The organism is Brevundimonas sp. AVps7, from assembly GCF_058681545.1.
Map to the genome: position 1 here is coordinate 384441 of NZ_CM178742.1, position 13562 is coordinate 398002.

The following is a 13562-nucleotide window of genomic DNA, read 5'->3' on the forward strand; positions in this document are numbered from 1 at the left end:
CAGCGTGAGCATCGCTCAGGGTGTTGTCACTTCCCTCGAGGTGCTGACCGACACGCCTTCCGCACGCCCGATTTCACGCGTGGTCGTGATCGTGGTGGAGACCGTGGCGAAGTCCACCTCGCCGGAGCCCGAGACCTGCTGGTTGACCGTCGCCGGCCGCGTATTCAGCACCACGTCGCCGGAACCGGCGATGGAGATGTCAGCCCGGCCCGTCGGGGCGACGACGGCGTCTCCCGAGCCTGCGATGGCGACGTTGGCGTCAGTGGTCGTGAGCGTGCCCAGGTCGGCGTCGCCGGAGCCGGAGATGTCGACTTCCAGAGCCCGGGTGCGGCCCGTCGCCGAAACCTCGCCTGAGCCCGAGATGTCTACCGAGAGAGTGTCCTGGTCATAGTCGCGCAGCAGGACGCCGGCCGAACCCTCGACGTTGAAGGTGCTGATGTTCGGCGCAGTGACGACGATCTTCACCTCTTCAGAATGGACCCAGATGCCCCGACCGTGCTCGTTCCGGCCGAAGACGACCGTCTCGTGGTTGGTCCCGTCTGTTTCCGCCCAGGTCAGGCGGCCGTCGACCAGTCGCACCCTCTCGACCAGTTGGGCCGGACCGGTGACGGTGACGCCCGGCGTATCGCCCTGGACGTATTCGACGTCGGCGGACAGATCGACGGTCAGGGTCTGGCCGCCGGTCCATTCCAGGGTCCGGGTGACATCCGGGCCGCGTGTGCCGTCGTCGCGCTCGAAGGAGACGGTGTCGCCGTCCCGATCGCGGAAGGTCCACTCCCAGCCGTGGCGGGCCATGTCGCGGCCCCCCAGTGCAAAGGCGCCGCCGATGGAAGCCGTGGCCAGGACGAGCCCGGCGGCGGCGATGATGAGAAGGGTCCGGATCATGCGGGATCTCCCACGACAGAGTTGGATTGAGGATCAAGCGCGGGCTTGAGCAGGCGGTAGTGAAGGCGGGCGAACCAGACCAGGGCGTTGACCAGGCCGATGGTGACAACGGCCAGGAGGGCGCCGGCGGAGGTGGCGCCGGCCATCAGGCCGAGGCCCGCCAGGATCGCGGCGACGGCGCCGCCCGGGATGTCCATGAACGGACCGCCTACCATGATGCCGCCGCCGGTGACGAAGACGGCGATGACGGCGATGCCGACACCGAACAGGGCCCCGATCACGCCCATCAGGATGGGCAGAAGGATCAGGATGTCTATGGCGCCCAGGCCCAGCACCGCGAAAACGGCGGCGGCGGCGGCGGAGGGGTTCTTCTCCTGATGCCAGCGCTGGGCGCCGGCCTCGGCCCGCAGTTCACGCGCCAGACGGGTCGGATCCCCGAGGGCGGTCGCCACTTCAGCTTCGGACCGACCGGCGGCGGCGCCGTCGGCGAAGTGGGTCTCGTAGTCGGCGACGATGTCGGCGGCCACGGACATCGGCAGGCCGACGAGGCCCTGTCTCAGGCGACTGAGGAATTCGGAGCGGGTCATGCGGGCTCTCCAGGCTCGGTGACAGCGGCGACGGGCGCATCGTTTGCGACGATGGCGTCCACGGCGCGGGTGAAATGGGTCCATTCGGCGGACTGGGCGGCCAGCGCATCGCGGCCGGCCGGGCTGAGCCGATAGTATTTGCGCGACGGCCCCGACGATGATTCGACCAGATAGGTCTCCACCAGCCCGTCGGTCTGCATGCGGCGCATGAGCGGGTAGATGGTGCCTTCGCCCATGTCGATCGCATCCGACAGGCGGCTGGCGATCTCGTAGGCGTAGCTGTCGGCGCGAGCCAGGAGCGCCAGGACACACAGCCCCAACACCCCCTTCTTCAACTGAATCTCTATGGTTTCGGGCATGTCCGAACACCTCCTTTGATTTCCGGAGGCTATCGCAAGGTATCTTGCGGCGCAAGGTAGCTGTTCAAACATGACAGCGATTTAAGACTCCGCTCCGACACTGCGGCGCCATGAAATCGCGCCTGCGACGCCCAATCGCTTGGCAACCGCGAACCGGAGCGATATGGACCGGCGCTGAAACGCCGCGTCTCCCGAGAGCCCGGCCAAGTGTTTGCGATCCACTCGCAAATATTTGATGCAGATGACTTTGATGAGGATTTCTCGCATGGGACTGGGCACCTCCGCCCTGAGCAAAGCCGGTGGCGTTCTGGCCTCCGCATCGCTCGCCGTCTTCTTCGCCACGCCGACGTGGGCGCAGGACCTGATGGGCCAGCCGACGCCGGGCGGAATCGGCCTGCAGCCGGCCGCCTCGCCGCTGAAGCACGAGGCGCACATCTTCCACGATGCGATCCTGATGCCGATCATCACCGCGATCTGCGTGCTGGTGCTGGGCCTGATCATCTGGATCGCGGTCCGCTACAACGCCAAGTCCAATCCGGTGCCGGCCAAGTGGAGCCACAACACCCTGATCGAGATCATCTGGACGGTCCTGCCCGTCATGATCCTGGTCGGGATTTCGCTGTTCTCGTTCCGCCTGCTGTTCGCCTACCACGACATGCCGACGCCGGACCTGACGGTGAAGGCGACCGGCAACCAGTGGAACTGGGCCTATGAGTACCCGGACCAGGGCATCGCCGAGTACATTTCGGCCATGCTGCCGGAAGACGAGGCCCGCGCGCAGAACGTCCCGTATCGCCTGGCCGCCGATGAGCCGATCGTGGTGCCGGTCGGCAAGACCGTCCGCGTTCTGGTGACGGCCGCCGACGTGATCCACGCCTTCGCCCTGCCGGCCTTCGGTCTGAAGACCGACGCCGTCCCGGGTCGGGTCAACGAGACCTGGTTCCGCGCCGAGCGCACGGGCGTCTTCTACGGCCAGTGCTCGGAACTGTGCGGCGTCGACCACGCCTTCATGCCGATCCAGATCAATGTCGTGACCGAGGCGGAGTTCGCCGCATGGGTCGCCTCCAAGGGCGGCTCCATGACCCCGGCCACGGCCGCCGAAGCTCCGGGCGGCACCGCCGCCCAGGTCGCGGCCGGCACGACCGGCGCGACCACGGCGACCGATGCTGCGGCTCCGGCCGCGATCCCGACCGCCCAGACTGCAACCACGCCGACGGCTCCCGCCGCCGGAACCGCTCCCGCCGCGACGGCTTCCGCCGCCGCGGCCCCGGCCGCCCAGTAACCGCGAGCCAGAGACCGACATGGCCACCGACATCACCGCCGACACTCACGCAACGCCGGGCCACGACGCCCACGCCGAGCACGACCACAAGCCGGGCTTCTTCACCCGCTGGTTCCTGTCCACGAACCACAAGGACATCGGCACCCTGTACCTGCTGTTCGCCATCATGGCGGGCATCGTGGGCGGCTTCCTGTCCGGCCTGATTCGTCTGGAACTGGCTGCTCCGGGCATCCAGTATTTCGTCGAAGGCGGCCTGATCCAGCAACTGGGCATCGTTGAAGCCTCGAAGCACGGCTACAACGTCACCGTCACGGCCCACGCCCTGATCATGATCTTCTTCATGGTCATGCCCGCCATGATCGGCGGCTTCGGCAACTGGTTCGTTCCGATCATGATCGGCGCGCCGGACATGGCCTTCCCGCGCATGAACAACATCTCCTTCTGGCTGCTGGTCGCGGCCTGGGTGCTGCTGTGCATGTCGATGTTCGTCGACGGCGGCCCGGGCAAGGGCTTCGGCGGCGGCTGGACCATCTATCCGCCGCTCTCCACTGTCGGCCACACCGGCCCGGCCATGGACCTGGCGATCTTCTCGCTGCACGTCGCGGGCGCCTCGTCGATCCTGGGCGCGATCAACTTCATCACCACCATCTTCAACATGCGCGCGCCGGGCATGACCCTGCACCGGATGCCGCTGTTCGCCTGGTCGGTGCTGATCACCGCCTTCCTGCTGCTGCTGTCGCTGCCCGTCCTGGCCGGCGCCATCACCATGCTGCTGACGGACCGCAACTTCGGCACCTCCTTCTTCGATCCCGCCGGCGGCGGCGACCCGGTCATGTTCCAGCACCTGTTCTGGTTCTTCGGTCACCCCGAGGTGTACATCCTGATCCTGCCAGGCTTCGGCATCATCTCGCACATCGTCTCGACCTTCTCGAAGAAGCCTGTCTTCGGCTACCTCGCCATGGCCTACGCCATGGTCGCCATCGGCTTCGTCGGCTTCATCGTGTGGGCGCACCACATGTACACGGTCGGCATGAGCGTGAACCTGCGCGCCTATTTCATCGCCGCGACCATGATCATCGCGGTGCCGACGGGTGTGAAGATCTTCTCGTGGATCGCCACGATGTGGGGCGGTTCGATCAGCTTCAAGACCCCCATGCTGTGGGCCATCGGCTTCATCTTCCTGTTCACCGTCGGCGGCGTGACCGGCGTGGTCCTGTCGAACGCCGGCATCGATTACAGCCTGCACGACACCTATTATGTGGTGGCCCACTTCCACTACGTGCTGTCGCTGGGCGCCGTGTTCGCGATCTTCGCCGGCTTCTACTACTGGTTCGAGAAGATGTTCGGCGTGAAGTACAACGAGTTCCTCGGCGCGACCCATTTCTGGATCATGTTCGTCGGCGTGAACATCGTGTTCTTCCCGCAGCACTTCCTGGGTCTGCAGGGCATGCCGCGCCGCTACATCGACTATCCGGAAGCCTATACCCTGTGGAACCAGGTCTCCTCGTTCGGCTATGCGATCACGGTCGTCGGCGTGCTGGTCTTCCTGGTCATGCTGCTGGAAGCCGCCATCCGTCGTCGTCCGGGCGTCGCCAACCCCTGGGGTGAAGGCGCCACGACCCTGGAGTGGACCCTGTCTTCGCCCCCGCCCCACCACCAGTTCAACGAACTGCCGGTGGTCAAGGACGACAGCCACTAAGCCTTTCCTGTCCGTGTTAGGATGAGGGCCGCCTTCCGACCCCGGGAGGCGGCCCCTCTCATTTGATGACCCAAGCCGAGATCAACGTCCCGTCGACCACCCAGCCGGAAGACTTCTTCCAGCTGCTGAAGCCGCGCGTCATGTCGCTGGTGGTGTTCACCGCCGCGACGGGACTGGTCGTCGCGCCGGGGTCGATCAATCCGCTGGTCGCCGCGATCGCCATCCTGTGCATCGCCATCGGTGCGGGCGCTGCCGGCGCTCTGAACATGGCCATCGAGGGCGAGACCGACGCCCTGATGCGGCGCACGCGGGGCCGGCCGGTCGCGGCGGGTCGCCTGAAGCGGAACGACGCCATTACGTTCGGGATCGTCCTGTCGGTCTTCTCGGTCATGCTGCTGGGCATGAACACGAACTGGTTCGCGGCCGGGCTTCTGGCCATGACCATCGTCTATTACGCCGTCTTCTACACGATGATGCTGAAGCGCCGGACGCCCCAGAACATCGTCATCGGCGGGGCGGCGGGCGCCTTCCCGCCCGTCATCGGCTGGGCCGCGGCCACCGGCTCCGCGCCGTGGCAGGCCTGGCTGCTGTTCGCGATCATCTTCCTGTGGACCCCGCCGCACAGCTGGGCCCTGGCCCTGTATTCGGCCGGCGACTACGCCAAGGCGGGCATCCCGATGATGCCGGTGGCCAGGGGCGCGAAATCGACCCGGCTGCAGATCCTGATCTACAGCCTGATCTTCGTGCCGGTCGCCGTCGCGCCGGGCTTCGTCGGCATGGGCGGCATGATCTACCAGGTCGTCTCGATCGTCGGGGGGATGGGCTTCCTGGCCCTGGCCGCGCGGCTTTGGCGTTCGCGGGCGGGGGATGAGCCCGACAAGGCCGAGGCGGTGGGACGCGAGGCCGCATTGTATGATGTCCGCGCCGAGGCCAAACCCGCGCGGAACCTGTTCGCCTTCTCGATCCTGTATCTCATGGCGCTGTTCGCGGCCCTTCTGGTCGAGAGCTTCGTCGTTCCCGGAACCTGAGCCCATGCCCGTCTATCTGACGCCTGAACAACTCGCCGCCCGCAACAAGCGCAGCCTGTGGATCGCCCTGGGACTGGTGGCCTTCATCGTTCTGATCTTCACCACGACCTTCCTGCGGATGCAGGCGAACCTGACGGCCCGCACGGCCCAGGATCGCGCCATGGCGACGGCTCCGGCCCAGCCTGCACCAATGGCGGAAGCCTCCAACTGATGGCCGCGCCCCGGTCCGCGAAGTTCATCGCCCTGCTGTGCGCGGGCGTCGTGGTCACCATGACCGGCGCGGCGTTCGCGGCCGTGCCGCTGTACCGGATGTTCTGCCAGGTCACCGGCTTCAACGGCACGACGATGAAGGCCGACAAGGCCCCGACCGAGACCCTGGACCGGGAAGTGGTCATCCGCTTCGACACCAATGTTCGGGGCCTGCCGATGGTGTTCAAGGCCGAGCAGGTCACCCAGCGGGTCAAGATCGGCGAGACGGGCATCGCCTATTTCGACGTGACCAACACCTCGGACAAGCCGATCCTGGCGCGCGCCAGCTACAACGTCGTGCCCGAGCAGACCGGCGCCTATTTCCAGAAACTGGAATGCTTCTGCTTCGACGACCAGACGATCGCGGCGGGCGAGACCCGGCAGTTCCCGATGCAGTATTTCATCGCGCCCGAGATGGTCGATGACCGCGAGGTCGAGGGGGTCAACGAGATCACCCTGAGCTACACATTCTACCCCGTGGCGGACGACGACGGGGCGTCAAATCAGAATGCCGCCCGCGGGGGCACTGGCGCGGGCTGAACACCGACGCTATAGCCCGTTCAATCTTCTCTTCTCTCGCCGATTCAGAGACACGACGCATGGCCCACGCCGCTCCGCATCACGACTATCACCTGGTCGATCCCAGCCCCTATCCGCTGGTCGCCTCCATCGCCACTACCGTGATGATGGTCGGCGCCGTTGCGTGGATGAAGGGTGTCTTCGGGCTTGAAGAAGGCACGTCGTGGCTGTTCTTCGCTGGCCTCGCGGGCGTGCTGTATTCGGCCTTCGGCTGGTGGTCGGACGTCATCAAGGAAAGCCGTCGCGGCGATCACACCCCTGTCGTCTCGATCGGTCTGCGCTACGGCATGGTGCTGTTCATCGCCTCGGAAGTGATGTTCTTCGCCGCCTTCTTCTGGATGTTCTTCGAGATGGCAGTCTTCAACGAAGCCCGCGCCCATATTCCGGAAGTCTCCAACTGGGCTGACACCGCCGCCGCCTGGTCGACCTGGCCGCCGAAGGGCATCGAGGTCCTGGACCCCTGGCAGCTGCCGCTGCTGAACACCGTCATCCTGCTGCTGTCGGGCACGACCGTGACCTGGGCTCACCACGCGCTGCAGGTCGGCGACCGCAAGGGCGCCCAGATGGGCCTGATCATCACCGTGGCGCTGGGCGTGCTGTTCACGGCGGTTCAGGTCTATGAATACCAGCACATTCTCCACGAGAACCTGTTCTTCAACGAGGAAGCCGCCAACTCGGGCCTGTACGGTTCGATCTTCTTCATGGCGACGGGCTTCCACGGCTTCCACGTCCTGCTGGGCACCATCTTCCTGGCCGTCTGCCTGTTGCGCCTGCTGGCCGGCCAGATGACCCCGCAGAAGCATTTCGGCTTCGAGGCCGCCGCCTGGTACTGGCACTTCGTGGACGTGGTCTGGCTGTTCCTGTTCGCCTTCGTCTATGTGACGTTCGGCTAAGGACGGCGTTGGACAGCGGTCCTCCCCAACCTGACACTCTTGCGCCGGCGCGGATCAACTCGATCCGCGCCGGTTTGCTTTGCCGCTGCCCGAACTGCGGCAAGGGCAGGCTGTTCGAGGGTTTCCTCAAGGTGGTTGAGCGCTGCGACGTCTGCGGCTTCGATTTCACCCGGCTGAACACCGGCGACGGGGCGGCGATCTTCATCATGCAGATCGCCGGGGGACTGGTGGTGTTCGGGGCGCTGTTCGTGCAGGTCGCCTGCAATCCGCCGATCTGGGCCATGCTGATCGTCGCCCTGCCGCTGGTCGTCGGCCTGTCGCTGGGACTGATGCGGCCGGGCAAGGGCTTCATGATCGCCCTGCAGATGCGCAACCGTGCCGGACAGGCCCGCACCGATGACTGAGCCGAAGATGCGTTTCCCGATTCTCCTGACCCTGTTCGTCGCGGCCTGCGTGATGGTCCTGTGCGGCCTCGGGACCTGGCAGATGCAGCGGATGGCCTGGAAGGAAGGCCTGATCGCCCAGGCCGAAGTGGCCGCTCAACTGCCGCCCGCGCCGCTGACCGAGGTGCTGACGGCCGCCGATCCGGAGTTCAGAAAGGCCCTGGTCGTATGTCGCGGCCTGCCGACGGCTCCGTTCGTCGAGCTCCAGTCGATCCATGACGGCCAGCCGGGCAGCCGGCTGATCTCCGCCTGCGTACCCGAGGGGATGGGCGAGACCTTCCTCGTTGATCGCGGTTTCCTGGCCGACAGCATTTCTGCGCGGCCCCGCGTGCTGGATTCGACGCTTCCACTGGCCATGGCGGCCGAGTTGCGACGATCGCCGCCTCCCGGCGGCATGACCCCCGCGCCGGAGAACGGCCGCTTCTACGGGCGGGATAACGCCGCGATCGCCGCGCAACTGGGCGCCACGACTCCGTCGGAGTTCACCCTGTTCGCCCTGACCTCGCCCAATCCGGAGATCGGGGCGCTGGTCGCCTCGGCCCCGCCGGCGGCCTTCTCGAACAACCACCTCGGCTACGCCCTGACCTGGTACGGACTGGCGCTGGCCCTCGTGGGTTTCTATGTGGCCGTGCTCCTGCGTCGTAGAAAGACCCCCTCCTGACCGCTTCCCTGCACACCCTCTCCAACGGCGTCCGCGTCGTCTGCGACCCCATGCCGGGCCTCCGGACCCTGGCCCTGACCGTGGCGGTCAAGGGCGGTGCGAGATGGGAAACCGAAGCGCGCTCGGGGTGGTCCCACCTTCTCGAACATCTGGTCTTCAAGGGCGCGGGCGACATGGGCGCGCGCGATATCGTCGAGCGGATCGAGGCCGAGGGCGGCTCGATCAACGCCGCGACCGGCTACGAACGGACCAGTTTCGAGATCCGGGCGCTGGACGGGTCGCTGGGGCTGGCGATGCAGATCGTATCGGACCTGGTGTTCCGCCCCACGCTCGACGCCGCCGAGATCGAGCGCGAGAAGGACGTGGTGGCCCAGGAGATTGCCGAGGCCTTCGACACCCCCGACGACCACGTCTTCGAAATGGCCCAGACAAAAGCCTTCGCCGGTCAGCCGCTGGGGCGGCCGATCCTCGGCTCGATCGCCAGCCTCAAGCCGGCGGACCGGGTCATGGTGGGCGACTGGCGCGCGCGGCTCTATTCGCCCGACCGGATGGTGGTGGCGGTGTCCGGCGCAGTCGACGAGGCCGAACTGCTGGCCCTGGCCGAGCGCTGGTTCGGCGATGCGGTGGCGAAGCCGGCCGATGCGCCGGAGCCTGCGAGTTTCGTTGGCGGGACTGCGGCCCTGACGCGCAAGATCGAGCAGGCCAATCTGGTGTTGCAGCTGCCGTCGCTGGCGGCGGGCGATCCGGCGATCCCGGCATTGCGGTTGTTCACCGAAATCCTCGGCGGCGGCATGGCGTCGCGACTGTTCCAGAGCGCGCGGGAGGAGCGGGGGCTGGCCTACGCCATCGACGCCTATCAGGAGCCCTATGACGACGGCGGGGTGCTGGGGATCTATGCGGGCGCGGCCGCGGACCGGGCGGTCGAACTGGCCCAGGTCTGCGCCGACGAGATCCGTGATCTGACACTTAAGGGGCCGACCGAGGCTGAACTTTCGCGCGCCAAGGCGGTGTTGAAGGGCGGACTGTGGATGTCGGACGAGAGCCCGGCCAGCCGCGCGGGTCGCAATGCCGCCCAGACCCTGATGTTCGGCGCGCCCATTCCGTCGGATGATACGGTCGCACGGATGGAGGCGGCCACGGCGGCGGACCTGAAGGCGGTCGGCGAGCGGATCCTGTCGTCCCGAAAGGCGGCGACGGCTGTGCTGGGGCCGAAGGCGGCAGCGCCGGCGGGCAGGGCGTTCGCGGAAAGAGTCTCTCAGTAATCCTCCCCCGTTGGGGGAGGTGGCACGGAGCGCAGCGCAGTGACGGAGGGGTCAGCCCCGGACTCCGGCATGTGCGGCAAGCCCCCTCCACCGCTTCGCGGTCCTCCTCCCCCGACGCGGGAGGATTTGATCTCGCCTTCCAGCGTCTGCTCGCGCTATCTCTCTTCCCATGGCCCTGCTGGACTGGATGACGGATGCGACCGGTCCCGTGGTCGAGGGGGCCGGCGTGCTGCTGCGACCGCCGCGCACGGGCGACTATTCGGCCTGGGCCGATCTCCGGGACCATTCGCGGGACTATCTGCAGCCGTGGGAGCCGTCCTGGCCCGACGACGACCTGACCCGGGCGGCCTATCGGCGCAGACTGGGGGTCTATGCGCGTGAGATGGAGCTGGGTCACGCCTGGCCGTTCTTCATTTTCGACGCGCAGGGACGGTCCCTGATGGGCGCCATCACCCTGTCGAACGTGCGGCGCGGCGTCGCGGAGACCGGGACGCTCGGCTACTGGGTCGGTCAGCCGTTCGCGGGACGCGGCGTCGCGACCGCCGCCGTAAAGGCCATGACGGGGTTCGCCTTCCGCTCCGCACGCCTGCACAGGCTGGAAGCGTCGTGCCTCCCGACCAACCTCGGATCACGGCGAGTGCTGGAAAAAGCCGGGTTCGTGAAGGAAGGCGAGGCGCGGGCTTATCTTAAAATTAACGGCGCATGGGCAGATCATGTTCTGTTCGGCCTCGTGGCGGACGACGTCGCTGTGTCCTGAAGGAACGCCTGCACCCGTGACCCCGCGACCCCGCACCATGACCTGGGACGCGACCACGGCCATCGAGGCGCTGGCCGCCGCAGATTCCGCCCTGTGGATATGGACGCCTTCCGAGGATCAGATTCGATTCACCGGGGCGACCCGGTCGCTGGGTCTGGGGCCTCTGGCGCCGGAATGTTCGAGCGCCGCTTTCATCGCCCTGGCCCTGCCGCAGGACCGTTCCCTGGCTGAACGCATCCTGAAACCCGCCGCCGAGGGGACCGAAGTCGTCGTGCGCCTGCGCATGCGCGGGGCCGAGACCTGCCTGTGGCGCGGCGTCTGGCTCGAGGACGGGCTGCGCGCCGCCGGTATGGTGGCGCTGGAGACCAAGATCGCGGGGTCCGACAAGGACCAGCTGACCGGCCTTCTGGACCGCAAGAGCTTCCTCGGCCGCGCCGCCGAGACCCTGACCGCACCCGGCGAATACGACATGGTCGTCGCCGATATCGACCGTCTGCGCCGCCTCAACGAGGCCCTGGGCCACGAGCGCACCGATATGGTGATCTCGGCGCTCGGCTCGCGCATGGCCGCCGCCTTCTCATTCGACGCCAACCCCGCACGCATCGGCGAGGACGAGTTCGCCGTCCTGGTGCCGCGCGGGGTGGGCAATGCCGCCGATCGGCTCAGGGACGCGCTGGAGCAGCCTCTGCGCGTCGCAGGCTTCGACATCTACCCGACTGTTTCCATCGGCTCTGTGACCTTCGAGGGCGGGCCCGACGCGCCCGATGCTGCCGAGCTTCTGCGCCGCGTCGAACTGGCCGTCGGCGCAGCCAAGAAGGCCGGGCGCGGCGGGGCCGCCGCCTATGGCCGGGCGATGGAGAGCGACTCGCTCAGCCGTCTCGCGCTCGAGGCCGATCTGAGGAACGCCTTCGTGCGCGGCGAGATCGAACCCTTCTTCCAGCCGATCGTGAACCTGAACACCGGCGCCGTTGCCGGGTTCGAGGCCCTGGCCCGCTGGCGTCACCCCAAGCGCGGACTGGTGCCGCCGGACGAGTTCCTGGGCCTGACCGACGAGATGGGCCTGATGAACGATCTGGGCCTGATGATGATGACCCAGTCGGCGCGTCAGTTGGCGGAGTGGCTGCGTCGCCATCCCGCGGCAGGGAAGTTGTTCTGCAGCGTCAACCTGTCGGTCGGCGAGATCGAACGGCCGAACCTGATCGAGGACGTCGCGCGGGTGATCCAGGAAACCGGCCTGCCAAGGGGCGCGCTGAAGCTGGAGGTCACCGAGGGCGACATCATGCGCGACACGGCGTCCGCCGCCGTGATCCTGCAGAAGCTCAAGGACGTCGGGGCGTCGCTGGCGCTGGACGATTTCGGCACGGGCTTCTCGTCGTTGTCGTACCTGGCGCGCCTGCCCTTCGATACGCTGAAGATCGACCGCTATTTCGTGCTGACCATGGACAAGGACGAGGGCTCGGCGAAGATCGTCAAGTCGGTCGTCAACCTGGGTCGCGATCTGAATCTGGAGGTCGTCGCCGAGGGGGTGGAGAACGCCGGACTGGCGGCCCTGCTGCTCGACGCCAGCTGCCACTACGGACAGGGCTTCGGCTATGCGCCCGCCCTGCCGGCGCAGGAGGCCGAGGTCTATCTGAACGAGAGCCTGTCCGACGGCGTAGCGCCGCTGAAGGCCCGGTCGGCTTAAGCCCTTCCCGACTGCCCCGACAGCATGGCGGCGTCGACGCCGAGGCCCGCCAGCGCGCGGGCCCATTTGGTGTCGAAGTCCGTGTCGAACAGCAGATCAAGATCGGCGTCGGCGGTGAGCCAGACGTTCTCGCCCAGCTCCTCCTCCAGTTGGCCGTCGCCCCAGCCGGCATAGCCCAGCAGCAAGGTCGAGCGGCGCGGGCCGGTCAGGGGGTCGGTCATGGCCGCCAGAGCCTCGCGCGTGCCGGTCAGGGCCAGGCCCGTGCCGAACCGCGTGGAGGTGTCGTCGATCATCCAGTCGTCGGTGTGCAGCACGAAGCCGCGCTCCTTCTCTACGGGGCCGCCGACCATCACGGGGCGACCTTCGGAGGCGTCGGGGGCATTGACCGACAGCGTGGTCAGGACGGCCTTGAGGTCGATCCCGGGGGCCGGGCGGTCGACGCGCACGCCCATCGCGTGGTCCGGCCCGTGGGCGCAGACCAGGATGACGGCATGCTCGAAACGGGGGTCGCCGATGCCGGGCATGGCCACCAGAAGCCGGCCCGCGAGGGATTGGAATTCGTCCATGACTGGATGATCGGTGCGACGGCGCCGTTTCGCAAGGCGGCGCGGATCACGTTCGCGCTTGGCGAGGGCCAGCGGTGCGCCTATCTGACCGAAGTCGGCGCACGCGCCTCATTCAAAGACCTCCCGGAGCCTTCCATGACGATCCAGATCGGCGACCGCATTCCCTCGGCCACCCTGTCGCAGGGCACGCCGGAGGGCCCGAAACCCGTCCAGACCGACGAGTTCTTCAAGGGCAAGACCGTCGCCCTGTTCGCGGTGCCCGGCGCCTTCACCCCGACCTGCTCGGCGCGCCACCTGCCCGGCTATGTCGACAACAAGGCCGAACTGGCCGCCCGGGGCGTGGACGTGATCGCCTGTCTGTCGGTCAACGACGCCTTCGTGATGAACGCCTGGGCCGAGAGCCAGAGCCTTACGCCGGATGACGTTGTCATGCTGGCTGACGGCAACGGCGACTTCACCCGCACCGTCGGCCTCGTCCTGGACGGCAAGGGTTTCGGCCTGGGCGAACGCTCGCAGCGTTATTCGATGCTGGTCACGGACGGCGTGGTCACCCAGCTGAACATCGAACAGGGCGGCGAGTTCAAGGTGTCGTCGGCGGAACACCTGCTCGCTCAGCTTTAAGGGCTGA

General features: G+C 67.2%; 16 protein-coding genes. 12 read left to right on the top strand and 4 right to left on the bottom strand.

Annotated elements, in window-relative coordinates; translation table 11 throughout:
- Positions 1-15: 15 nt before the first annotated feature.
- The 3 genes from ACW17Y_RS01940 to ACW17Y_RS01950 are packed head-to-tail and all read right to left on the bottom strand — an operon-like array spanning position 16 to position 1831.
- Positions 16-885 (bottom strand): GIN domain-containing protein, encoded by an 870-nt coding sequence (locus ACW17Y_RS01940; RefSeq protein ID WP_492037102.1) that lies wholly within the window; start codon positions 883-885, stop codon positions 16-18.
- Entirely contained in the window at positions 882-1472 is a 591-nt protein-coding gene (locus tag ACW17Y_RS01945) for a DUF1700 domain-containing protein (protein ID WP_492037103.1), read from the bottom strand. The genes ACW17Y_RS01940 and ACW17Y_RS01945 overlap by 4 nt, the downstream gene beginning before the upstream one ends.
- A complete protein-coding gene (locus ACW17Y_RS01950; RefSeq protein WP_492037104.1) occupies positions 1469-1831 on the bottom strand; it encodes a PadR family transcriptional regulator in 363 nt (120 codons plus the stop codon). The genes ACW17Y_RS01945 and ACW17Y_RS01950 overlap by 4 nt, the downstream gene beginning before the upstream one ends.
- A gap of 265 nt (positions 1832-2096) precedes the next feature.
- Here ACW17Y_RS01950 and coxB point away from each other — a divergent pair, with 265 nt between their 5' ends.
- The 11 genes from coxB to ACW17Y_RS02005 all read left to right on the top strand — a co-directional run bounded on the left by coxB (position 2097) and on the right by ACW17Y_RS02005 (position 12368).
- On the top strand, positions 2097-3113 hold the full coding sequence (gene coxB, locus ACW17Y_RS01955) for a cytochrome c oxidase subunit II (RefSeq protein ID WP_492037105.1): 1017 nt from the start codon (positions 2097-2099) through the stop codon (positions 3111-3113).
- A gap of 19 nt (positions 3114-3132) precedes the next feature.
- Positions 3133-4812: a cytochrome c oxidase subunit I gene (ctaD, locus tag ACW17Y_RS01960; protein WP_492037106.1), complete on the top strand. Its 1680-nt coding sequence runs from the start codon at positions 3133-3135 to the stop codon at positions 4810-4812.
- A 65-nt stretch (positions 4813-4877) separates the two neighbouring features.
- The gene (gene cyoE, locus ACW17Y_RS01965) at positions 4878-5840 is read left to right on the top strand and encodes a heme o synthase (RefSeq protein ID WP_492037107.1); all 963 of its coding nucleotides are present in this window, start codon (positions 4878-4880) and stop codon (positions 5838-5840) included.
- A 4-nt stretch (positions 5841-5844) separates the two neighbouring features.
- A complete protein-coding gene (locus ACW17Y_RS01970) occupies positions 5845-6051 on the top strand; it encodes a hypothetical protein (protein ID WP_492037108.1) in 207 nt (68 codons plus the stop codon).
- On the top strand, positions 6051-6629 hold the full coding sequence (locus tag ACW17Y_RS01975; RefSeq protein ID WP_492037109.1) for a cytochrome c oxidase assembly protein: 579 nt from the start codon (positions 6051-6053) through the stop codon (positions 6627-6629). Before ACW17Y_RS01970 ends, ACW17Y_RS01975 begins: the two co-directional genes overlap by 1 nt.
- A 59-nt stretch (positions 6630-6688) precedes the next feature.
- Positions 6689-7561 carry a cytochrome c oxidase subunit 3 gene (locus ACW17Y_RS01980; protein WP_492037110.1) on the top strand — a complete coding sequence of 291 codons (873 nt, stop codon included), beginning with the start codon at positions 6689-6691 and terminating at the stop codon, positions 7559-7561.
- An 8-nt stretch (positions 7562-7569) separates the two neighbouring features.
- Positions 7570-7965 carry a DUF983 domain-containing protein gene (locus ACW17Y_RS01985; protein ID WP_492037111.1) on the top strand — a complete coding sequence of 132 codons (396 nt, stop codon included), beginning with the start codon at positions 7570-7572 and terminating at the stop codon, positions 7963-7965.
- A gap of 7 nt (positions 7966-7972) precedes the next feature.
- The gene (locus ACW17Y_RS01990) at positions 7973-8665 is read left to right on the top strand and encodes an SURF1 family protein (protein WP_492037112.1); all 693 of its coding nucleotides are present in this window, start codon (positions 7973-7975) and stop codon (positions 8663-8665) included.
- A gap of 50 nt (positions 8666-8715) precedes the next feature.
- Positions 8716-9927: a M16 family metallopeptidase gene (locus ACW17Y_RS01995; protein WP_492037113.1), complete on the top strand. Its 1212-nt coding sequence runs from the start codon at positions 8716-8718 to the stop codon at positions 9925-9927.
- Positions 9928-10096: 169 nt separating this feature from the next.
- Positions 10097-10684 carry a GNAT family N-acetyltransferase gene (locus ACW17Y_RS02000; RefSeq protein WP_492037114.1) on the top strand — a complete coding sequence of 196 codons (588 nt, stop codon included), beginning with the start codon at positions 10097-10099 and terminating at the stop codon, positions 10682-10684.
- Between the two features lie 37 nt (positions 10685-10721).
- On the top strand, positions 10722-12368 hold the full coding sequence (locus ACW17Y_RS02005; protein WP_492038228.1) for a putative bifunctional diguanylate cyclase/phosphodiesterase: 1647 nt from the start codon (positions 10722-10724) through the stop codon (positions 12366-12368).
- On the opposite strand, the gene ACW17Y_RS02010 is transcribed toward ACW17Y_RS02005, so the two are convergent.
- Entirely contained in the window at positions 12365-12934 is a 570-nt protein-coding gene (locus ACW17Y_RS02010) for a YqgE/AlgH family protein (protein ID WP_492037115.1), read from the bottom strand. The two genes, ACW17Y_RS02005 and ACW17Y_RS02010, sit on opposite strands and share 4 nt — an antisense overlap.
- Positions 12935-13069: 135 nt before the next feature.
- Here ACW17Y_RS02010 and ACW17Y_RS02015 point away from each other — a divergent pair, with 135 nt between their 5' ends.
- A complete protein-coding gene (locus tag ACW17Y_RS02015) occupies positions 13070-13555 on the top strand; it encodes a peroxiredoxin (protein WP_492037116.1) in 486 nt (161 codons plus the stop codon).
- Positions 13556-13562: the final 7 nt, after the last annotated feature.